The sequence below is a fragment of the Kallipyga gabonensis genome, from assembly GCF_001286805.1.
Classification (GTDB): domain Bacteria; phylum Bacillota; class Clostridia; order Tissierellales; family Peptoniphilaceae; genus Kallipyga; species Kallipyga gabonensis.
In genome coordinates, this window is record NZ_CXYV01000002.1 from 527,712 (window position 1) to 552,148 (window position 24,437).

General features: G+C 49.7%; 11 protein-coding genes. 10 read left to right on the plus strand and 1 reads right to left on the minus strand.

Annotation, left to right across the window (positions count from 1 at the left end):
- The first annotated feature begins 16 nt into the window (after nt 1-16).
- From BN2373_RS03910 to BN2373_RS03940, 8 genes are all read left to right on the plus strand, one after another.
- A complete protein-coding gene (locus tag BN2373_RS03910; protein ID WP_162200047.1) occupies nt 17-14,506 on the plus strand; it encodes a SpaA isopeptide-forming pilin-related protein in 14,490 nt (4,829 codons plus the stop codon).
- 93 nt (nt 14,507-14,599) lie between these two features.
- Nucleotides 14,600-16,171, plus strand: coding sequence for a SpaH/EbpB family LPXTG-anchored major pilin (locus tag BN2373_RS03915; protein WP_053942842.1), 1,572 nt, complete (start codon nt 14,600-14,602; stop codon nt 16,169-16,171).
- 117 nt (nt 16,172-16,288) lie between these two features.
- Nucleotides 16,289-17,182, plus strand: coding sequence for a class C sortase (locus BN2373_RS03920; RefSeq protein WP_238379622.1), 894 nt, complete (start codon nt 16,289-16,291; stop codon nt 17,180-17,182).
- A complete protein-coding gene (locus BN2373_RS03925; RefSeq protein ID WP_053942843.1) occupies nt 17,179-18,069 on the plus strand; it encodes a class C sortase in 891 nt (296 codons plus the stop codon). The genes BN2373_RS03920 and BN2373_RS03925 overlap by 4 nt, the downstream gene beginning before the upstream one ends.
- Nucleotides 18,070-18,072: 3 nt before the next feature.
- Entirely contained in the window at nt 18,073-18,963 is an 891-nt protein-coding gene (locus BN2373_RS03930; protein WP_053942844.1) for an LPXTG cell wall anchor domain-containing protein, read from the plus strand.
- Nucleotides 18,964-19,267: 304 nt separating this feature from the next.
- Nucleotides 19,268-20,266: an ORF6N domain-containing protein gene (locus BN2373_RS03935; protein ID WP_053942845.1), complete on the plus strand. Its 999-nt coding sequence runs from the start codon at nt 19,268-19,270 to the stop codon at nt 20,264-20,266.
- Between the two features lie 37 nt (nt 20,267-20,303).
- Complete coding sequence (locus BN2373_RS07840) at nt 20,304-20,426, plus strand: LPXTG cell wall anchor domain-containing protein (protein ID WP_154826126.1); 123 nt, start codon at nt 20,304-20,306, stop codon at nt 20,424-20,426.
- Between the two features lie 281 nt (nt 20,427-20,707).
- A complete protein-coding gene (locus tag BN2373_RS03940) occupies nt 20,708-21,703 on the plus strand; it encodes an ORF6N domain-containing protein (RefSeq protein WP_053942846.1) in 996 nt (331 codons plus the stop codon).
- Between the two features lie 79 nt (nt 21,704-21,782).
- Here the strand turns inward: BN2373_RS03940 and glsA are convergent, their stop codons facing one another.
- A complete protein-coding gene (gene glsA, locus BN2373_RS03945) occupies nt 21,783-22,709 on the minus strand; it encodes a glutaminase A (RefSeq protein ID WP_053942847.1) in 927 nt (308 codons plus the stop codon).
- A 908-nt stretch (nt 22,710-23,617) separates the two neighbouring features.
- Between glsA and BN2373_RS03960 the strand changes: the two genes are divergently transcribed.
- Both BN2373_RS03960 and BN2373_RS03965 read left to right on the plus strand, forming a co-directional pair.
- The gene (locus BN2373_RS03960; protein WP_053942850.1) at nt 23,618-24,121 is read left to right on the plus strand and encodes a helix-turn-helix domain-containing protein; all 504 of its coding nucleotides are present in this window, start codon (nt 23,618-23,620) and stop codon (nt 24,119-24,121) included.
- 2 nt (nt 24,122-24,123) lie between these two features.
- Entirely contained in the window at nt 24,124-24,390 is a 267-nt protein-coding gene (locus BN2373_RS03965) for a hypothetical protein (protein ID WP_053942851.1), read from the plus strand.
- Nucleotides 24,391-24,437: the final 47 nt, after the last annotated feature.

Below are 24,437 nucleotides of genomic sequence, written 5' to 3' on the forward strand. Positions count from 1 at the left end.
ACAAGAGGGGATGACTATGAAAAAGTTCCGGAGATATCTTTCATCATTGTTAGCTGCTTTACTCATCGTAACCGGTCTGCCCATAGGGGCCTTTACGAGTGAGAGTCAGGCGAAGAGCGTAGACCAGGGCCTATTTCTTGCCCAGGGGACAAGAGGCTCCCTGCCTTCGCTTATGGAGCTTTTGCAACCGCAAAATAATCCGGGGAATAATACCCAACAGGGAAGAGAGTCGGAGACCGTCGTTACCACGCCGGACATCCAATCCACTGCTGTGCCGGAGGAAAGCCCGGAGACCAATGATGAGGATGGGGAACTTTTCGAAGGCGTCCGCACGGAGATGGAAAAAAGCACTCCGGACGGAGCCGATGCCCTTCCAGTCCGTGAACTCAGCCTTAACGGCAACCGGAGCTTAGTGAGTGTCAGCTATCAAATTCATGAGGACCAGGATGGCCTTCCCCAATCCATCTCCTGGGTCCTGACTTACTATGCCCCTCAAGAAAGTGAAGTCCACCAGGCTTTTGTTGTTAACAATGGCGATGGCCTGGGCCAGCCCCTCATCACCAACCGGGAATATGCACCCGGCGAAGCGGAGGTGATGGAAAGCCGGAAAACCGACCGCGAGGACCGACTCGCCCAAGGTCAGCCGGCCCCTGTTTTCATCTATGATACCGAGACAAGAGCAGCCAATCCGGACGGCTTCTTTATGTCCTGCATTACCACCCCCATCCACCGGGATGAAAGCCTGACGAAAAAAATCCAGGCGGCCAAAGCCGGCGATGAAATCGACCAAAAGGCTTTGGAAGAAATCAAATACAGCCTCCAGGATAAGATCTACTCCCTCACCCTGGTCTCCTTCTTTGGTCAGGAAAAAGTGGCTCAGCAAATCCAGGTCAAGGGCGACTCCACCCTGGCCGACCTTGATGCTTTTACCACCCCCATTGCGACGGAGTGGACAAGAAAAGATGAAAAGGAACACCGACTTCTTTTCGCTGTTCCTAATATGGATAAGAAGGCAAGTGATTATATTGCCCCGACTTTCCCGGCTTCCGCCAAGGGATCGGAAAAGACCAACATTCGCATTTTCGACCTCGTTCTCTCCTATGATGGCTTCTATGATTTCCTTGAAGTAGAAGAACAATCGCTTGACCAGTACGAGAAGAAGTTGGAAGAAATCCGGGCACAAGATTTGGATGAAGATGCCCTGAACCAGGCTCTGGAAGAAGCCACCCTGAAAGTTCAACCCGGGCAGATCGCCGTCACCGTGCAAAGTGAGACGGAAAAGGTGAATTCGACGGAAGAAGAAAAGCCAGAAATCCGACCCGCTGAGCCCGCAAATCCGAGCGAGGAAACCAGCACAGAAAATTCGGAAGACCAACCCGACAAGGAAGGAAGTCTGCCGGAAGAGGGCGAGACCTCTTCAAGACAAGGAAATGAGGAGACGGAAAAGGCTAGCCTGGAAACAAAGGAATCTGTAAAACAGACCCTTGGCATCCTGTCCTTAGCCCGTTTGCTTAAGGAAGCGGAAAACCGGACAGGCGAGTCCATGTTGGGTGCGGAAGATGGACTTTACCAGCCCATGGGAGCACCGGTCAATCCCTTTGTGGTTAACCGACCCATTATTATTGAAGTCGTCGACAGTGAGAACAAGGGTGTGAAGATTCCGGGTGCTGTGGTTCGCATTAGCGGGCCCGACATGGTCAAGGAAGTGACGACAGACGAGAACGGTCAGGCCAAGGTCGAAAACTGCAACGCCGGAAAATACCAGGTGGTTCAGATTTCCGCCCCGGAAGGCTATATGCCGAACCAGAAGAAAATTGAATTCTTCTTCTCAGCAATCGAGACCGTAAAGTATGTCCGCATTGAGGACAATAAAAATTTCGGAAAAGAAGTCTACTTCATTGAAGGAACTGTTGTTGATGACGCACTCACTCCTCCCTACACCGAGGAGGTGGTCAAGAAGTCGCGTAAGATTTCCAATGTCGAGTTGACCCTGCAAATCTTCAAGACCAACGCTGACGGAACGCAAGGCGAACAGATTGGCGAGAAGACCGCCTATACGGATGCCCAGGGACACTATATCTTCGGCGACCTGGATCCCGCCCATATGTATCAGGTCGTTGCTGCCTGGGCACCTTATGAATACAGTTTTGTCGAGGAGCCTTCAACGGCCAATGGCCGGATTTCTGACCCCTACCGCTTCCGCGATGAAAAAGGCCAGCCCATACCGATCGTCGATGAAAAGACCCAAGAGGTGGTTGGTAGCGTCTATAAATATGTACACAATTTCTTCCTGCATAAGAATAACAATGCAGATAGCCTCGTCTCGATTTATAACCATGAAACGGGCGATACTACCGTTCGTTTATCCGGCTCGACCTTCCAGATTCTGAACAAGGAGGGGGAGGCCATCAAGTCGATCGGTAAACTCGTCACCAATCGTGAAGGGAAGGTTGAATTCCGCCTCCGTCCCGGTCAGTACATTATTGAACAGTTGACAACGGATTCCGCCCACCTGATTCCCAAAGCCCGGACTATTATTCAGGTAAAAGGGGTTGCCTCAGATCCCACACAAAATGCTCACTGGATCCCCAACCCCCTGAGGGATATTACGTCTGTCACCTATGACCGTGAAGCGACCATCGACTGGGGACAGGTCACGCCTGATCCGGCTTTCCAACTTCTCATCAAGCAGAACGGCAAGGAATTAACCAATAAGAAATATGTGAAAGACGGATATGTCTACCGTTTTGAAAAGCTCCGTAAGTATGATGACAACCATCAACAGTATGCCTATCAGATTATCCTGAAAGAGACTCCTGACTACTACGCCACCTATGAAATCATTGATGGTGTTGTCAACATCAAGGTTCACGCCAAGTCCGATTCGAGCGGTCCCGGAGGTTCCGTTACCGTTACCGGTAATAAAATCTGGTACAACGATAGTAAAGATACGCTCCACCGCCCCGACAGCATCCAGGTCGTCCTCTTAGAAAACGGAAAAGAGACGGCCTATCAGGCGACAGTTTCTGCCCAAACCGGTTGGAAGTACCGCTTTAGCAACCTGCCGGAGAGAGATAATCAAGGCAAGAAGATTACCTATACGGTGAAGGAAATTGACCAGGTCAGTGGCCAGGGCTTCCCCGGTTACCGGACCGATCCCACCCGCCTGGAAAGAAATATCATCAACACCCGCATTAATGACACCAAGATTGCGGGCAGTTTCCGCCTGCAGAAATTGGATCAGAATAAGCAAGGATTGAAGGGGGCCTGGTTTGCCCTCAGCGGAACGATGGAAAACGGAAAGGCTCTTGACCCGGCACTCACAGGAAAGACGGACGACCAAGGCTGGTTGACCTTTTCCAACATTCCGGCCGGAACCTATACCTTAAAAGAAACTTCCGCCCCTGACCGCTTTGAACCTTCAACAGAAACCTGGAAGGTCGAAGTCTCCGGTGATGGAACGACCATCTTAACCGGTTCAGGCGTCCATCAAAACCAGCAAAATCAGGGGAACCAGCTTCCCGACGATATTGATCATGCCCTTGATGCTTATGTCATGGACGGGATGGGTAGCCAACCGCGTACTGTGGAAAACCGGAAGGCGAAAAACCCCAAGGAATTTAGAAAGACCCTTTATACCCAAGACGGCCTGAGCCCGGACGACCAGGCCAAAGAAGAGAACCAGGTCGGCGATATTTCCAAACGCATCCTCAATACCGTGGATAAGAACCTGAACGAGTACCAGGTTGAATTGACGGTGACCGGTCGTGGACGGCCTCTCTTTGGTAGCGGTGAGAAAACGGATATTGTGGTCGTTGCCGACCATTCCGGATCGATTCAAGGGGTCAACCAAACACAAGTCAACCAACAGGTTCGGGAAATCTTTAATGCTTTCTCCGGCTTTACCAACGTCAAGATGGGTTACATTGAATATGGTGGCCCGACAGTAGATAAGAATCAGTACCTGGGCACGAATTCCAATAACCTGAATGGCTACCACTTAGCCAGGGAAAATTACGAAGTAAATGCAGATTTTGATGGTGGGCACGATCCGGCGGTTCGCAAGAGCGTGGAATTAACTTCCCCCGAGAACCTCCTTCAAACCAATGCAATTACCGACAAATTCGGTGGATCGACCTTCACCCAACGGGCCCTTCTCCGTGCACAGGAAATTTTGGATAAGGGAGAGGGCGTCCGCAAGCACATTATCCTGATTACGGACGGTGGCCCGACCGTTTCATTCAAGGCGACCCAAACGAAGTGGGAAGATACCGCCAAATGGTCTCCGATCTATAAGCCCCTTCCCGGTGCAACCGGTGAAGTCAATATTCCGAACAGCGGGTTAACCTATGGTAAACGGGCGACGGCCTTTGATTATTCCGCACTGGCCGGTGATGGTCTCTTCTATAAATTCATCGAAGGACAGCAAGATACCCGCTTGAATTATACGTCATACGATGTGGATGGAGAGACCATCATCGATTCCGTCTTTGCCACGGTCTCAACCGTTCGTAACCTGACGGAAGCGGGAATCGAAATCTCCACCATCGGCTATAACCTGAAACCGGAAGGTAATGCCGGAATGTTTGGTGGTCAGGAGCAGTATTTCTTCCCTCAACTTGCTTCCTCTCCCCGTAACTACTCCGGTGTCGGCTCCGTTCTTGACCACAACAACGCAGCCAGTGAAATTTTCGAGGAAGTCCAGAAGCAGTACTACCTGAACCAGCAGAAGAAGGCGGATCCGACCATCAAAAATGCCACTGTTACCGACCCCATGGGCGATGGCGTTGAGTTTTCTCTGGGCGATGACGGTGTTTTCAATGAAAAAGACTATGTCCTGGTTGGATCGGATGGTTCCATTTACGAAAACGGACAAGCTCCATCGTCGGGACTCTTAAATGGAACATCCCTCCGCTACGATGAGCAAAGTAAGACCTTGAAAATCGAGGGGCTGACCCTCGGAAGCGATGAGTCGGTTTCCCTGTATTACACAGTTCGTCTTAAAGATGAAGCGAGAGATGGGAAATTCAGGGATACGAATAAGCCGACGACCCTCCTGAACGAGGGCAAGACCTACCACTTCCCCATTCCGGCTATCCGGGATAAGGTTGATGAACCTTACATTGAGATAAAGAATCAACCCTACTCAGCGACCGGAAGGTTCCGTATCATCAAGACCAATGAAGATGGGGAAAAACTGGAAGGGGCTTATTTTGTCCTCACTGATGAAAAGAATAATCATGAGATTCAGATCCAACCTTCAAACAAGGATGGTCTGATTGAAGTCAATAACTTGGCTCCGGGCGAATATATCCTTAGGGAGGAAGTCGCTCCTGCCGGCTACGTTGTCTCTTCTTATCGGTGGAAAATTACCGTCGATCAAAAGGGCGGGACCAAGATTGTCAGGATTGTGGAACCCCAGAAGGCCCCATCCTTCGAGTCGTCTGAAGTAGAAACTGTACAAGCCATGGCGGCCGGGCTTTCTCTCGCCCCCATGATGGGCTTTGCACCGGTTCGTGCGAATGCTCCCGGTCAGAGAAATTACCGGATCAGTGCGTCTTCAGTCTTTGAAGACGGTAACAATGAGAACAAATTCTTCCACATCCGTCATGAGGTGGAAGGGAAAGACCCGAAAACCAGTTTGGACCTTTACTTCCTCATGGTTCCGGATAACCAGGGCGATGTCACCTACTTTAACGCCCGGATCAAAAATTTAAGCACACAACTCAATAGAGACGGATACCAGGGACGGATCAATGTCATTTACGGCGGCTATGATGCGTATTCAAGCCAGCTGGCCAGCTGGGATATTTCCCAGACGCCCCAGGTCTTGACTAATGTTCCTCTTGGCGATAATCCAAACGGTGCCTTCATGGATCGGGCGCTTGCCTATGCTAACCGGATGCTTGAAAATGCACAAGAGTATAATACGGTGAAGATGGTGGCTTTCCTGTCCAACAACCGTGACTTTACGATTGAAGAAACCTATGCACAGAACCTGGAGCATATGGCAGAGATGGGCGTGGTCAGCCAGTACATCAGTATCACTCGGAACAACAGGAGAAAGGAAGATCTCTCCAATTTCTTGCTGGATTATAAAAACACCATGAGCCAGGCATCCAAACAGGAAATTCTAAGCCGACTCCAGTCCTGGGATGATGGCGAAGTCAATGTGCCAAAATTCAAGGAGAGGGTAGACGCAGTGTTTGCCTCGGAATCCGATGCTGAGGTGATCAATAACCAAGCTCTACGCATCCCCTTGGGTGCCAATATCCATTATCGACCCGACACCGCCCGGGCCATGATCGTCGATGGCAATGGCCAGATTCTGGATAATGTGACTGTTAGAGCACAGACCGTGGGCGGTTTCACCACCTTAGAAACCGATCCGGTCAGTTTATCTGCCGGACAAAGGCTGAAACTGGACTATCAAGTCACCTTGATGAACGACTATGAGCGTGCCGTTTCCTATTCCGTCTATGCTACCGGTGCTCCTAAGTGGGTCAATGGGGATGGGTCTACCGAGACGGCGGATATTCAGCCTTTGTATATCAGCGATCCCGGTCAAACTCTTGAGATTGAAGCCAAAGGCTTGGATGGCTATCCCGGCACCGTCCACATTGATGTCACCACACAACGCAGTAACGAAAAGGCAGGGTTCGATCTTCATAACCGCGAATCCGCAAACATGACCATCCTGACCTTTGATGCCCAGGGGAATACCCAAGGCCCCGGTAAGATTACGGTTACGGGAAGCGATCCGACAGACAAAAACTATACCTTCGATAAGGTTGATAAGAATGCCTATCCCCGTATCAGCGTGATTTATAAGCGTGAACTCCTCAATTTAACGGTACGCAAGGTCTTTAACAATCGCCTGCCTGAGCCCGGAGAAAAGGTTGAGGTGACCCTGATTGCCAAGGTGGACGGGCAGGAAATTCCCTGGTCGAATCTAGGAAATGTAGGACCGGCCACTCGATCCCTTGAGAAGAAATCCGATGGAATCTACGAAACCGTCTATCAGAATTTGCCCTTGAATTATCAGGGCAAGCCCATTGAATATTCGGTGAAGAAGGAGTCAAGCGAGACAACGCAAGGCGAAGTCACCATCAAACGTGAACAGACGGTGACCAGCTATCGACCCGAGGAAGACCTGATCCGGGTGGATGAAACGGAACTCCCCATTCTGACTGTCGTCAACGCCAACAATGAGCTCAAGTTCAAAAAGGTGGGGGCGAGCGGTTACCAATACGATAAAAACGGCAACATTATTGTCGATGATAAAGGCGAACCGATTATTGATGTAACGCCCTTGCCGGGCACCGTCTTTAAGCTCTGCAGAGAAGACTTACCCCCGGATAGCAATGGGGAAAAACAGGTTGTTCCGGGTTATGAAAATGTCATATCAGGACCGGATGGTAAATTTGTTTTCAAGAACCTGGCTCCTGGAGACTATGGCCTTTACGAGACCCATGCCAACCTGGGTTATGAACTTCCGGTTCAGGCCGTTGCTACCTTCACGATTGACGCGAATGGTAAACCGAAGGAAGGAACCATTCTTTCCTTCAAGGAAAGAAATAAAAAGGATGGCGACTACATCCTGGGAATTAAGAGGACGTTAGTCAATAAGGTCCAGGTCGAAACCGCAATTACCCAATTGGAAGCCACCGACCACAACGTCGGCCAGCGTAAAATGCTCTACACCCAGCGTGTCTATTTGAACCGCACTGGCGAGAACATGACCTCAGCAATCCTGAAGGTTTCCTCGGCAGGCGATAACCCCATCCTTAAAGGGTCGTATAAGGTCTACCGGGTAACGGGACGCAAGCCCGATGAGCTCGACTTTAATAAACCCCTGGATCCCAACGACAAGTCCAATTACGACTTGGAACTGGTCAAGTCTGTACCTGAGGCCAACCTGTCCGACATTACATTGGATGACCTCATGCCCAGCACCGACTTCTTTATTGTCGAGATCAAGGGTGAACTGGCGGTTCATGATGTCAAGTTCGCCACACGGTTGAACATGTTCGTTGCGGCGAATGAGAACCCGGCCCACAGGCCACCGCACGATACCGATGTTGACTACAAGAATAACGCCAACATCACCATCACCACGGGCTACCGCAAGGGCGATACTATAGGCGAACAAGCGGATATCCTGGTGCCGGCGGACAAAGACCAAGATGGAGAATCCTACCTGGTCAAGAACTACCGGGGTTCCACCTTCTTCTCTGTCCAAAAGACCGAGGAAGGGTCCGGACTCCCCCTGGCCGGAGCCAAGTTCAAGCTTTGGGCCGCTCTGGGACGTAACTTTGAAATTGTGGAAACCGAACACACCACTAAGGTGACAACGGAATCCGAAGAAATCACCGACAGAAACGGGATTGTCACTTTCGAGAACCTCCCGGCCAACTACAACTTCTATTTAGAAGAGACCAAGACCGCACCCGGTTTTGCCTTGCCGGATTATATGTGGATCGTTCAGATCCGTCCGACCTCTTATCTGAAGGAATTGCACAAAAAATCCAGGAATTGGGAGGATTATTTACCTGCCGGTATGACCGCCGGTCAGGCAACGCCGGAAGAGAAAGCAGCAGCTCAAGAACAGGCCAGAACGACCGCCTACAACCAGATGCTCTATCCCTTCGGATCCGGTCAAACTCAAGAAGAAATCGAAACGGATCAGACAGCGGAGAAATTAGGATTCAAGACCTTCGTCTACCGGACGGATAGTCGCCTCCCGCTGATTGTCAACCCTATGAATTCGCATGGGCAAAAGCTTCCGAAACCGGTCGATCCCGAAGCCTATGAGCGTGATAGAGAAGACGACGTTTACGCTGAACAGTCCTATGGTCAGCACCCGACCATTCACGGAATGTGGTACCGCAAGGGGTGGGTTAACTACGAACCTCAACCGACCAGCGGAGAGACCGGACAGATGATGCCGATCAATGAAGCCGGGGAGCCGATTAAACAGGAATGGAAGAACCCTGCCACCAAGTGGAAGGGCGAACAGATCGACGGTGTTTCCGGTGCTACGATCCGTCCTCTGATTGTCCGCGACTGGATCCAGGATGCGAGAGACTTTGATCCTACCCTGGCCAATTACGATGAAGATGTCAGAAAATTCAATGAACACATTCTGGAAGCCAGGAACCTCTTCTTAACGCAGGAACAGGAGACCCTAACCAACGTTCTTGGTATCACCAACAAGAAGAGCAAGTTCTTTATTAACAAGGTGGATGAAAACCGCGAACCTCTGGAAGGGGCAAAATTTGTCCTCTATAAACAAGCAGAGGATGGAAAGTGGGTCGAATCCGGTATTGAACCGAGAGTGGCCAAGAACCAAACGATCTTTGAAAACTTGGATGACGGGATTTACATCCTTCAGGAGAAGGAGCAACCGGCCGGCTACGAAAAGCCCAACACCCAGTGGCGGATTACGGTTGAAGACGGAGCCGTGACGAAGAAGACGGAAGAGCCCTGGCAGGATCTGGATAGTCAGTCGGCCAACCGGGCAGCCTTTGCCTCTCCGGCAGAGGAACCGACTTCGTCACTAGCCGGTGGACAATCCACTTCCAGTCAGCCTCTGTCCCTGCTTGAAGCCATACCAAAGACCCTCGACCTGGGAGCGGAGACTTCCGGAAGTGTATTTAGACGCTTCCTTCCCCAGCCTCTTGGGGCAACAGGAGACTTCTACGCCAAGGATAATGCCCATCAACCTACCATAGGTGACTTTAGGGCAAATAATCCGGAAGACGATGTTCGCTTAGGCGTGAAAATCACATCTATCAGCGACATTAACAAGGAGACCGGAAGAGGGACCTTCAAGGCGATCGCCTTTGTGGACGGTAAGAATTATGCCTCCATCGATGCCCGGAATACCGCCGGAGCTATTATCGAGAGGTATTTGGGGTTGAACCTCAGCTCCGGCCTGGCCTTAACCGGTGCCACGGTCTTCAATATTCCTGAAACCTTAAAAGAATCGGTTGATTTCGGCTTTACACCCTATCAGGCGAATGGAAGTTTGAAATCAGGAATCGTCAAAATAAATCCCATCAGCGATTTCCCTGTAACGACAAATGCACGGGTGAAACTCATTGAAGGGAAACGCTGGAACCAGCATTTCATTGAAATCGAAGGGACCTACGAGAACGCCGAGGACCTGCCGATTACCCTGGATGCTTCCTATGACGGCGAGGTCATTAACCGTCAGACGTTGAAACAAGTCCGAAGCCAGGCAAAGGCGACCAGCCAGGTCTACCACTATGACCGCTATCTGGTGACCTTTGATAGCGATGGGGGAACTCCAACACCACCGGATCAGACGATTCGTATCAATCGAACCATTGAGGAGCCTCCGGAACCGACCAAAACGGGTTACCGGTTTAAGGGCTGGGACGAAAATGGAAATCCGGCAGATTTCAATCGGCCGATCACCGAAGACCACAGCTTCAAAGCACTTTGGGAAAAGTCCGTATATACAGTCACCTTTCACCGGGAGGAGAATGATACTCCGGACACCCAGAAATCAAGAACGGTGACCAGCGGTCAACCGATCGGCAACATGCCCGATACCTCGTTTATGGGTTATAAGTTTGTTCTGGATAAGAAAGACCAAGGCTATCAATTTGCCGGTTGGCAGGACGAAGAAGGTAATCCGGTAAGCGAGTCCACCCCGGTGAACAGGGATATGGACCTCTATCCGATTTGGAGGAAAGAACACACCATCAACTTCCTTTATCGAAATAATGTTGTGGATTCCAAGATTGTGGAAGAGGGAAAGTCCTACCTGGATGTCTACCAGACGGAACCGGGTCAGTATCCTCCCAATACCACCTATCCCGGTTTTGAGTGGGATGGCTGGTACACAAGTGCCGGTGAAAAATATGATTTCGGCCAACCGGTGACGAGAACGATCAACCTCCATGGCAAATGGAAGAGAACCAGCACAGATTCTCGAACCATTACCTTCCAAATGATTGATAAGGATGGCTACATCCAGACCGGCTATACGCAATACCGGAGTGTGAATAGCGGAGAAGTTCTTAGAGATATTCCTGATTCCAAGCCGGAAGAAATCGAAGGCTTCACCTTCTCCGGATGGAAGCACTGGACCGGTTCAGATTACGTGGACGTCGACTTTACCCAACCGATCACCAAGGATATGACCGTTTACGGTTACTGGGTGGAAAAAACCTATCAGGTGACCTTCACTGATGGGTCGAAAGTCGTTGAAACCTATGATGACGTGCCGTATGGAACGACTATACCGGGACCGGTCGCTCCGACCAAAGAGGGCTATTATTTCTTGGGCTGGATGGATGGAGAGACCCGCTTTGATCCCAATAAACCGGTCACGGCGAATGCCAACTACACCGCCAAATGGCAGGAGATTGTCGACGATGAGTTTGTCATCCGCTTCGATAGTAAGGGCGGAAGCTCAATAGCGAACGTGGTAGTGAAGAAAGGCGACCGGTTGGCTAAGCCAGCACCGGATCCCACGCGTGAAGGCTACAATTTCAAGGGCTGGTATCTCCCCAACGGGCAACTCTACGACTTTAGTCAACCTGTCCAAAGCGGAATGACTCTCACCGCCGCCTGGGAAAGAATCCCTGATCCTGACCAGGGAGGCGAGCTGACCATTGAAAATAAGAAGAAAGAGTTCTTTGGTGAATTCACCCTGAGCAAGTTTGAGAAAACAGGAACGTCCAGAGTTCAGCTTTCCTCCGCTTTCTTCACGCTAAAGAAGCACGAGGGAGCCGAAAAGCCGGAATACTTCAGTGCCGAGGAATACGTCAAAACCTACAATAAGTCGGATATGTGGGCAAGTGATATTAAGGCCTTCAAGACCGATAAAAAAGGTGAACTCCACTTCGACAACCTCCAACCGGGTGTCTATGACCTGGAAGAGTACATTCCACCGGGTGGATACCTGAAGGATACGACCGGATATGTTATCGTAGTTAATACAAACGGTGACACCGTTATTGTCCCAAGGGATAGCTATAGTGCGGAGAAATATCCGGTTGATGTGGACTACGGCGAGGATCCCGGAACGAATCCCGACAAGCCGGAAGAGAGAACCGAAAAGCAATCGCTGGATGGCGAGATTCAACTGGTGGACTCCAGTCTGGTACCGTCAAAAGATGACGGCATCGTTCGTCCCCTTGAAGATCAGAACCTGCAGATGCAATACACCATCCGCCTGCCGGAGGATGCCATTCCCGGTGATACCTTTACGGTAAAGATTGATGATCGTCTCAACTTCCATGGATTGACCATGACACCCATGAATCCTGGGCCGATTGTCACGGAAAATGGAGAAGAGGTTGCGGAAGCACAGAATGTGGTCATCGATGAGAGCGGTCAATCGCTCCATGAGATCACCTATAAGCTGACGAACTACGTCAAGAACCGGTCCAACATCGAGATTAAGCAGCGAATGCCTCTCTTCGTTGATCCTAACCGGGTAACGGCGAACAATACCCCGCTTAAGGCGGAATATTCCATTGGAGGAAATAAAGTCCAAGCGGATCCCGTTGTTGTCTCCTACGATCCTTACTACGGTTCGATCTATATGTATGACCGCTACAATGTGAGCATCGACGGATACCGGCAGATGGCAACCATGAATCTTGGTGGGCGTCTCTATGATTATGAAGATGCCAATGATCCGAAAAAAGGAACCATCACGGCTTACTACTACGCTTTCGGTACCAACTGCTCCCTGTCCAGCGAATATTGGTTGACTCTGGAAGATGGAAAGGTCAATGACAAGGACAGTGATGTGGATCTCAGCGATCCGACAAAGATCCAGGTTCAGGTCTATGAGACCAGTGCTTTCCGGTCTGATGGTAACCTGAATACGGAGACCATGCCGCCGAGCTATGGCATTCGCTCCATGGATCTGACCGGAAGATCCTGGACCGTAAAGCCTGAGAAAGACCAGTATAACCGGATCAAGATCCCTCTGTTCCAAGTGAATCAGAAGGGACGCTACCAATTCGGCTATATCATTAAGGTCACCATGCCTTATGCGGCTAAAGAAGGTTCGGACAGAGTTACCCTCCACACCAAGGCCACTCTCTATACACTAAGCGAATTCTCCGACGGATATGGTTCTTATACGATGTTCAATGGGGTATACTATGCTAACTACCTGAACCGCTATCTCGCCTCCAGCGACATCAGCAGTGAAGACCGAATCAATGTCACCCTGACCAAGAGAGGCCTGACCGGAAAACCGGGTGAGGATCCTTCAAAGGCAAAATTGCTTGCCGGGGCAGGATTCCAGCTCACAAACAACGAGGGCTTCTCGGACTACGTCGTCACGAATGACAAAGGACAAATCATCTTCAAGAACCTCAAGCCGGGTAACTACTTCCTCAAGGAAGTGGTTACGCCCAAGGGCTATACTCCGGTGAGTACAGTTTGGGATTTGACCATTGATGAGAAGGGAAGAGTGACGATCGGTAATAAGGGCGTTGAGGATCAGATTCAAGGTGGGGACAAGGCCATCACGGTTTGGAACAGCAAGGTGAAGGTCAACAAGCCGGTCCTGGACGTGCCTAACCTGCCCAACCAGATCCGCTTTACCAAGCAGGATGAGCAAGGAGTACACCTTGCCGGAGCAAAGTTCACGCTGAAGAAGTACGACAAGCCGGCCTCCGCCACCGACCGAAAGGAAGTATGGGTGGATCCGGCGGATCAGACGAAAGTATCCGGAGACGATGGTATCGTGACCTGGCAGGCTCTTACTCCCGGCTATTACGAAGTCTGGGAGACGGAGGCTCCCAAGGGTTACGTTAAGCCGACCGTTGCCGTGGCTACTTTCCGGGTAGATAAAGAAAGTGGAGAGATTAAAGACCTGAAGATTAATGGCCGCGATCCGGTCGGTGACAACATCATCTACAACCGGCGGCCCATGAAGATTGAACTGGGCAAGCTGGATGAGAACCGAGCGGCGATTACCGAGGACAAGGTCATCTTTACTCTCGAAGCGGCAGAAGGCAATGCCAAATCGGTCCCGACCGACCTTCAGACGATTGAGCTCGATTTAAGTCAGCCCGGTCCCTACTTCCGGGAAATTCCGGACACCATGGATGGGGATTATATCCTGACCGAGAAGACCGCACCGGCCGGCTACGTCAAGTCTAACCACCGCTATCATATCCACATTGATCAAGCGGGACGGATCGTCCAGCTGACCAAGGTGACCGATGAAAATGGCCAGGAAGTGGCCTATCTGGACCACGGACTTCTTGGACAGGCTCAAAAACCCTTCTACCTCTACCAAGATCACACCGTCGACCAAGTTCGACTGGATATTGTTAACCACAGACTCTACACCTTGCCGTCCACCGCAGGACCCGGCACCTTCCTTTTCACCCTGGTCGGTGCCTTCCTCCTCAGCCTGGCCATCAGCCTATTGCGAAAGGATGATGGCCGGCAGGGTCGGCCCCGAAAAGGTCTCCGCCGATTGCGGAGGCAGTTGGAATGAACTCCTTGTCTATAGATTTTGAGACAAATGTCTCGCCCGTCCACCGAAGCCGACAGGTTTCTGTCGGTAACTGAAAAAGAAAAGAGGAATGATATGAAACATCTGAAGAAATGGACTGCTGTCCTTCTGGCTCTTTTGCTGGTTGTGACACTGGTTCCGGCAAATGTCTTTGCCGCGAAACCGACCACAAAGCTCATCGTAACTGGCGTTGAAGATGGTGCAACGGTAAACGCCTACAAGCTCACTGAAGCGGACTTTACTGCTGACGGTGGGTTCAAAGGGTATAAAAATTTGTTCGATAACGCCTTTGCTAACCCCGCCAACCCAACGACAGCCGAGTGGTCTGCCTTACTTAATAAGCCGGTCGGTGAGCTGGGAACGGCAATTCCCCTTACCCAGGCTGCGGCAGGCGGAGCTTATGAGTCCGAGCCTCAAGAAGCCGGTCTTTACATGATTCTGGTCACCTCCACTAAAGGTGTGGTCTATAACCCCATGCTGGTAGGCGTAACCTACACGAATAAAGACGGCGAAAAGGTAGAGGGTGGTTCGATTAATGTTCCTGCCGAGTTTAAGCTTGGAGAAGATGCGGTTCTTTATGCCAAGAAGAGCGAAGTCCCTCTGAAGAAGACCGTAAAAGATCCGACAGGAAATGAGCCTGAAGCAACGAATCCAACGGACCATGTTATTGGTTTAGGCCAAGGTGAAAAACCGGAATTTACCATTGAAACCACCATTCCTTCCTATCCGAAAACGGACAAGAATCTTGTTTTCACTATCACCGATACTTTGGATAAGGGCTTAACTGCACCAAAAGCGGAAGAGATCACCGTTACTGTCGCTGGCCAACCCCTTCCCCAGGATGCGGCAACTGTCGAAGTTGCAAACAATGTCATCACCATCACTTTCACGGATGCTTATCTGAAAGGGTTGAATGGACAAGCTACGGACGTTAAGGTTGTTTATACCGCTGAACTGAATGATCAGGCAACCACCAACGCTATTCCCAACAAGAACACGGTTAAGGTTGAATATACCAACGATCCGAAGACCGGTGATACGTCTGAACATGAAGATATTACCAGACAGTATACCTTCGAAATCGACGGCTTTACCAAGGGATCGGGTTCGGAGAAGACCCATGAAATTACCAAGCATGGCGAGATCACTAAGGAAAGCACATGGGAAGACAATCCGCTGGCCGGAGCTGAATTTACCCTCTATGATAAAGATCCGTCAAAAGATCAAACGGCAAAAGCGCTGCGGACAACCACAACCGATGCTACCGGTCGCATGACCTTCAGCAGATTGGATGAAGGCACCTATTATATCAAAGAAACCAAAGCTCCTAACGGATACCAGCTCAGCGACAAGGTTTACAAAGCTGAGATCAAAGCGGAGTATGATTCGACAAAACACGTACTGAAATCCTGGTCTGTCGTGATTGACGGAAAGTCTTCAACCTTTACCCTCGATCATACGAAAGAGGAAGTTACTGTTACCCAAACGGAAGAGAATAATACCCTGATCGAGAACACCAAGATCCCCGGACTGCCCACCACCGGTGGTATGGGTACCTACCTCTTCACCGGCATTGGCGTTGCCCTCCTCGCCGGCGCTGTCGTTCTGATTGCCGCTCAGCGGAAGAAGAATGTCCAAGCGGAGTAGTTGACGAAAGAAAGTTTCTTGTACGAAGCCGCTTTGCCCGGAATCTTTCCGGGCCGGCCGGCTTCCTGAAACGAGGCCCCGGGCCTCACGTTTGATGTGCGGATAGAAAGGAAAGCCATGGAAATGGAAAAAGAGGAAAAGGAGTCAGGGAAAAAATCATCGAAGAAAGTCAAGATCCTGGCGACCTTTCTTATTCTTGCCGGACTCTTGGTTCTCCTCTATCCGACCATCAGCAATCTCTTTAACCAGTGGCGGGCGGAGCAATTGTCTACCGTTTACCAGGAAGTGGTTAAAGAGATTCCTGATGACCATTTTGCCGAAGAGTTGGAAAAGGCACGGAAGTATAACGAGAAATTGACCGGAGAAAGCGTGCCGGATGTCTTCGCCCTTCGGGAAAAGCATGATGACCCCCTCTATGATTCCCTTCTTAATGTGACCGGCGATGGGATGATGGGGGAGGTGGAAATTCCGGCCATCAATGTCAAGATTCCGGTCTACCACTACACGACCGACCAGGTCCTCCAACAGAACGTGGGACACCTGGCGGGGTCCTCACTCCCTATAGGGGGTAAGGGGACTCATGCCGTTCTTTCGGCCCACCGGGGACTTCCCTCGGCCAAACTTTTCACCGACCTCAACCTCCTGAAAAAAGGGGATCTCTTCTTCCTCCGGGTCTTGAATGAGTTCATGGCCTATGAGGTGGACCAGATGATCGAGGTGGAGCCGACGGAAACGGCCTCCCTGGCCATTGACCGGGATAAAGACCTTTGCACCCTCTTCACCTGCACCCCCTACGGGGTCAACACCCAGCGTCTCCTCGTCCGGGGCCACCGGGTGGACTACACCCCGGAAGAAATCTCCAAGGCCTATGACGAAGAGAAGGACATTCGGATTGACAAGTCCCGTTTGCTCTTTCATATCCTAGCCGGAACAGCCGGTGCCGGGCTTGGCTTACTTCCCTACCTCATCGTGAAGAAGCGGAGAAAGAAAAATGAGGAGGACCGGCCATGAAAAAGACCCGCCGTCAGGGTTTTCTCTTCTTCTTAACCCTGGTCATGGTGATCGGTGGCTTGGGCTTTCTCCTTTACCCGACGGTCTCCGACCTCTGGAACCGCTACCGAAACAGTAAGCTGGTCGATGTCTATAACGAGGTCGTCCATGAATTGCCGGCGGATAAAACCGAGGCCATTTGGGCTCAGGCACGGGATTATAACAAAAACCACAGGTCCAACACCATCGTAGATGCCTTTAAAGAGGAAGATGACTATGTCCTCTCGGCACCCTACGATACCCTCCTAAACCCCTCCGGGGATAACATCATGGGGACCATCGAAATCCCCAAGATCCATGTCAAATTACCTATCTTTCATGGGGTGGGCGAGACCTCCCTCCAACGAGGAGCGGGGCACCTGGAAGGTACCTCGCTTCCCATCGGTGGAGAATCGACCCATTCCGTCATCTCCGCCCACCGCGGACTGCCTTCGGCCATCCTGTTTACCGACCTGGATCAGTTGGCTGATGGGGACCTCTTCTTTATTCATATTATGGATGAGGTACTGGCCTATAAGATAGTGGATATTCTCACCGTCCTTCCTCACCAATCCGAGGCCCTGGCCATTCAGGAGGGGCGAGACCTTTGCACTTTGCTGACTTGTACGCCTTACGGCGTGAACAGCCACCGGCTTCTGGTGATCGGCGAGCGAACGCCCTATATTCCGGAAGAGGCTCCGCCGGTGGAGGAAAAGGACGTCGCCATCTTAGATAGCGTCGTCACGAATTGGAAAATCACTTTGGCAGGCTTCATCTTGCTTTTGCTCTTCCTCCTCGGTCTCTGGATCAGAGGTCGTCGAAACAAGAAGAAGGAAGAAGAACATTCCGTAATCAAGGAAAGGGAGTAGACCATGCAGCAGTCTTTTTATCAACAGGATCGGCGTAAAGCCCGGGCACGTCTGCTCGCTTTCGTCGTTGCTCTTCTCTTTTGTCTGACCGCCATCTTTCCCACGGCGGCTTTGGCGGAAGAAGAGGACACCAATGCAATGATTCGTTCATACGATGCGGGGAAGTGGGGTTCTCTTACCCTCAATCTCTCCTATACGAAAGAGAAGGACCAGCCCGGCCTCCCTCTTGATGGGGCGGAAATTCGCATCGTCCGGATTGCCGACCTGGTCATGACGGACAAGGGTCCAAACTATGTTCTCCGCGAGGGCCTGGGCGACCTCCATCTGAATTTTCTTTCCATGTCGGCCGGCGGTCTTCGCCAGGCGGCGACAAAAATCGCCGACTATTTGAAGGCCAACCCCGATGTCCTGACCGCCCTGGAAAAGGAAACGAACCCCAAAGTCTCACCGGCACCGGATGAAACAACGCCCAAAGCCGTTCGCACCGCTACCTCGGATGCCCAAGGCAAAGTTTTCTTTGATCGCCTAATCCACGGCATTTACCTCATCACCCAAGAGGGGAGAACCGGAACAGCCAAAGACTATGCCCCCCTTTCTCCTGTCCTCTGCTTTATGCCGGAGTATCTGAACGCCGACGGCAAGGGAACCTGGATTTACGATGTTGTCGCAAATCCCAAGTATTCTCCCGACAAACCATCAACACCGACCAACCCCCCGGAGCCACCCACACCGGAGACACCAACGCCCAAGCCGTCCAAACCGACCACCCCCAAAAAACCGACGCCCAAGCCTCCTTACACAGGCGATATGATCCACATGGGTCTTTGGATTGGCATGGTTGTGATTGCCCTGATCGCTCTCATTGTGGTGCGGCGGAAGAACAAGAAGAAGTAGGGCTGAACAACTGATGAGAATAGGAATCCCCCGCAAACGGATGAAGGTTCGTTTACGGGGGATTTTTTATCTTTCCAGAGAGAATCTCACATTGCTCCAACTCTATGAACTCATGAAGAAAAAGAATGGCGTCCTGGTGATTGATAATGCTCCTCAACCAAGAATTATTGAGACGGGATGAGATGTGGCTAGTTGAAAGAAACCGATATAATGAATCTGAGCTTTTCTCGATCAGTGATTTTATGAGGCCATGAGGGAGCGGAGGATTGGAAAAGATATGTAGATGGTTTTGGAGGTGCATTTTATGATTGAAGATAATAAAGAGATTGTTATTGTAGATGATAAAACTATACAAGAAAGAATATATTTCATCCGTGGACAAAAAGTAATGCTTGATGCAGATTTAGCTGAAATATATGGTTATGAAACTAAAAACTTTAATAGACAGGTAAAAAATAATATTGAAAAGTTTGAAGGCGAAGATTTTATGTTTCAATTGACCGAGAATGAGTTTGAAAACTTGAGGTGCAAAAATTTCACCTCAAGTTGGGGTGGCTCAAGGTACCTACCAAATGCCTTTACGGAACAAGGTATTTACATGCTTATGACTGTATTAAGGGGAGAACTTGCGATTAGGCAAAGCAGAGCCTTAATTAGAACATTTAAGCAGATGAAAGACTTCATTGTTGAAAATCAAGATTTTATCGGTTCAAAAGAATTCGTACAAATAGCCATACAAACCAATCGGAATACAAATGATATAGCAAATCTAAATGATAAAATTAGCACCTTAGCCACAAAAGAAGAGTTGAAAAAAGTGATGGATAATTTTATTGACCCAGAAACATATAAACATTTCCTTTTGATGAACGGAGAAAAGATAGAAGCCGATGTTGCCTATACGAAAATATATAAGTCAGCAAAGAAAAGCATTTATGTTATCGATAACTATATAGGGCTTAAAACATTGGAACTCTTAAGGTCGGCAAGAGATAACATACAAATCATAGTTTTTAGCGATAATGTAAGAAATAAAGACATGCTTACAATAAATATCTTAGATGATTTTAGAAAAGATTATCCTGATATAGACCTGAAGCTGAAGATAGCCGGTAAAAAATACCACGATAGATATATTGCAATAGACTATGGAAGAGAAAATGAAGCTTTTTATCTTTGTGGAGCATCATCAAAGGACGCAGGAAATAAAATATCAAGTATTACCAAGATAGAAGAATCATCAAAGGATATGTATCATACAATGTTTGGTGGAATGTTAAACAATAAGAATTTGAAAATTTAATAGGCAAATTACCGATTAGACAGTGATAGGAGTGTGAATGACCGCCGCTCAAGCCCGTCCTCCCACCGGCGGCATGATCCACATGGGCCTCTGGATCGGCATGGTTGTGATTGCCCTGATTGCCCTCATTGTGGTGCGACGGAAGAACAAGAAGAAGTAGTGCTGGACAACTGATGAGAATGGAAATCCCCCGAAAACGGATGAAGGTTCGTTTGCGGGGGATTTTTTATTTCAGAGGGAATTTCACATCGCCTCAACCAAGAATGATTGAGACGGGATGAGATGTGGCTGGTTGAAAGAAACCGATATAATGAATCTGAGCTTTATTCGATCAGCGATTTTGACCAGGTTCGGTATGATACTGACATCCGAAAACTCTATCTCAATGGCCGATTTGGAGCGAATCCGAAAATAAGCTCTCTATTCTAGGAGGTGGCTTTTATGACAGAAGAAAAGAAAGAGATTGTGGTAATAGATGAAACGACAATTAAAAGTAAGATTTACTATATAAGAAATCAAAAGGTTATGCTTGATTTTGAACTTGCTGAAATTTATGGATATACAACGACAAGATTTAATGAACAAGTAAAAAATAATTCGGAGAAATTTGATGATGATTTTATGTTTCAGTTGACGAAATCAGAATTTGAAAACTTGATATCGAAAAAATCGACATCAAGTTGGGGTGGTCGTAGAAAACTACCATATGCTTTTACAGAGCAGGGTATTTATATGCTTATGACTGTATTAAGGGGAGAACTTGCTGTTAAACAGAGCAAGGCTTTAATACGAATGTTTAAGCAGATGAAAGACTTCATCATTGAAAATCAAGATTTTATCAGCTCAAAGGAATTAGTTCAAATAGTAATTCAAACAAATCAAAACACGAATGATATTGCAAGGATAGATAGCAAGATTAACACATTAGCTACTAAAGAAGATTTGAAAAAGGTAATGGACAATTTTATAGACCCAGAAACATATAAACATTTCCTTTTGATGAACGGAGATAAGATCGAAGCCGATGTTGCCTATACGAAAATATATAAGTCAGCAAAGAAAAGTATTTATGTTATCGATAACTATATAGGGCTTAAAACATTGGAACTCTTAAGGGCGGCAAGAGATAACACACAAATTATCGTCTTTAGCGATAATGTAAGAAATAAAGATATGCTTACAAAAAATATCTTCGATGATTTTAGAAAAGATTATCCTGGTATAGACCTGATTCTGAAAATAGCCGATAAAAAATACCATGATAGGTATATTGCAATAGACTATGGAACAGAAAATGAAGCTTTTTATCTTTGTGGAGCATCATCAAAGGATGCAGGAAATAAAATATCAAGTATTACCAAGATAGAAGAATCATCTAAGGATATGTATCATACAATGTTTGGTGGAATGTTAAACAATAAGAATTTGAAAATTTAATAGGCAAGTAACCGATTAGACAGTGATAGGAGTGTGAATGAAAAGGGCCTTGCAACACTACGCAAGGCCTTTTTTTGTCTTAATAAATGCTCAAATTCAATGCCTGGGACAAAAACTCCAGCATCCGGACGCCGGCGTAGGAGTTGCCGTGTTTGTCCAGGGCCGGGCCGAAGACGGCCAGGCCGAAGGGGTCGGGGGAGGCGGTGAGGATGCCGCCGCCCACGCCGGACTTGGCGGGGAGGCCGACTCGGAGGGCGAACTCGCCGCTGTAGTCGTAGGTCCCGCATGAGGCCATGAGGGAGCGGAGGATCTGGGCATTGACCCGGGAAAGGATGGGGCGGCCGTCCTGGTCTTTACCCTCATTGGAGAGGACGAAGGAGAAGTGGGCCAGGTCCCGGCAGGTAACCAAGAAGGAGCATGAGGTGAAATAGATGTCCAGGATCTCCTCCACCGGAAGGTCAGCGGGGAGGATCTTGCAGGAGAGCATGAGGTAGATGAGGGTCCGGTTTCCGTAGGCGGTGGCGGATTCGGAGGCTTTGACCTTCTCGCTGTAGTCCGCCTCTCGGCCGATGAGGTCGGCCAGGCGGTCGGCGATGACCTCGCGGGACCGGTCGCCATAGACCCGGTGGATGAGGGCAACGGTCACGATGGCCCCCGCATTGATGAAGGGGTTGACGGGGACATTCTTGTTGGACAGCTCCAGCTCGATGACGGAGTTGAAGGGCTTGGCCGAGGGCTGGACCCCCACATAGTGGCGGAGCTCATCCATGGAATAGTGCTCCAGGACGATCGAATAGAGGGCCACCTTGATGATGGACTGGATGGTAAAGGGGATGTCCGCATGGCCCGCCGTCAGGAGCCGGCCATCCTGGTAGGAGGCCAAACCCAGGAGGTGGGGGTTCTGCATGGACAGCTCGGGGATATAGTCAGCTACCTTTCCGTCCTTGGTGAAGAGTTTGCCCAGGGCAAGGGCTTGGTCCAATAGGGATTGCGTAAAAACTTCCATAAAATGATCCTTTGTGTGGTTTGGATGATGGGGGAGGCGAGCCTCTGGGGTCGTGGTGTCGTGGGGCGTGAGGTCGTGGAGCGTTTGACTGGATTATACCACGAATGAGCCGCCCTGCCCTGGCTCGGGGGGAAACTTTGCAGGTAGCCAGGGAAGACACCCACGGCGGTGGCTCCTCCGCCTCCAGCTCTGAACTCATGAGATGCTTGGATCCAAGGGACTCTTCGACCCTGACAATCTTGGAATTAAGGAATTTATTAGGGTTTCATACCCTGATATTTTTTCAATCCGCCAAATCATCCGGGCCTTTTTTTGCCCTGACATTCTTCAAATTTTTCCAATTGACAGGGCTCCTCCCCCTGACATTCTCATGATTATTCCATTTGACAGGGCCATTTTCGGCCCTGATTTTTTTACGATTTAGCAAATTGTCAGGGCACTCAACCCTGACAATTTTGGAATTAAGGAATTTATCAGGGTTTTGGATCCTATTTTTTGAGATTCGGCAAATTGGTAGAACCGCCAGCTTTGGATTCTCAGCAAATGCAGGATTTCAGACCAAAGGAGCGGGAGCTTTGTCAATGGACATACGCCGGGGGGAGCCCAAAAGGTTGGCTCGATACCCCTCCAAGTGGCGAAAATGCCGGGAATGAGGGGTGTCCTCCTACCGCCACCAGCCCGGCGGGGATTCATCTTCGGCAGCCTTCCATGGCACCCCACCTCATTTATGGTAAAATCAACCAGCAATATACAACGATACAACGAGCGGTTGAGAAATTTGGGGCTTTTCCAACCGCTAGGATATGGTTTTGCGATCCTCATGGTCCTAGAATAAAGGCAGATCAAGGGGCAGGCGCCTGGTTGCTGCCCAAGACCAAACTAGTTCCCTATATAGAAAGAAGGTTGCCATGAACCACCAAGCGATTTGCAAGAATATTGCCAAGTATCGGAAAGAAAAGAAGATGACCCAGGATGACCTGGCGGAGCGGATTGGGGTCTCTCCCCAGGCGGTGTCCAAGTGGGAGAATGGGGTGTCCTGTCCGGATATTGCCTACCTGCCGGAGATTGCGGAGGTCCTGGGGGTGGACATCAATGCCCTTTTTCGGGAGGAAGAGGAAGAGCCGGAGACTTATTTGGTCGAAGACCACCAGAGGAAGGATCCCTCCAAGATGCTCTTCCGGATCAAGGTCCTGTCGTCGGACGGGGATAAGGTTCGAGTCAACCTCCCCCTGCCTCTTCTCAAGATGATGATGAACACGGGGGCCTCCATGCAGTTGGGGGATACCGACCTGTCCAGCCTCCGGAACATCGACTGGGACAGCCTCTTTGCCATGATCGACAATGGAGTCATGGGGAAGTTGGTTGAGGTGGAGTCGGCGGATGGGGATTTTGTCGAAATCTATGTGGAATAGCCATGAAGATCATCATTGATCCGGCGGATGGCCCCCGCATGGTTATCCCCCTGCCCACTCGCTTCGTTTTTTCCGGCCTTTCCGGGCACATCATTCGAAAAAGTCTCCAGGCCGCAAAGCTGGAGGAAGGGGAGAAGGTTCCGGCCATCCCCTATGAGATGCTGCCCCTGGCCGGTCGAGACCTCCTACAAATGCGGAAAGATTTCCCCGGACTTCCCCTGGTCGAGGTGGAGTCGTCGGATGGAGACCACGTTGTAATTTTTCCCTAAAAATCGTCCCTCCTTTTACCCCCGGTTCGGACAAGCGTCTGTGCCGG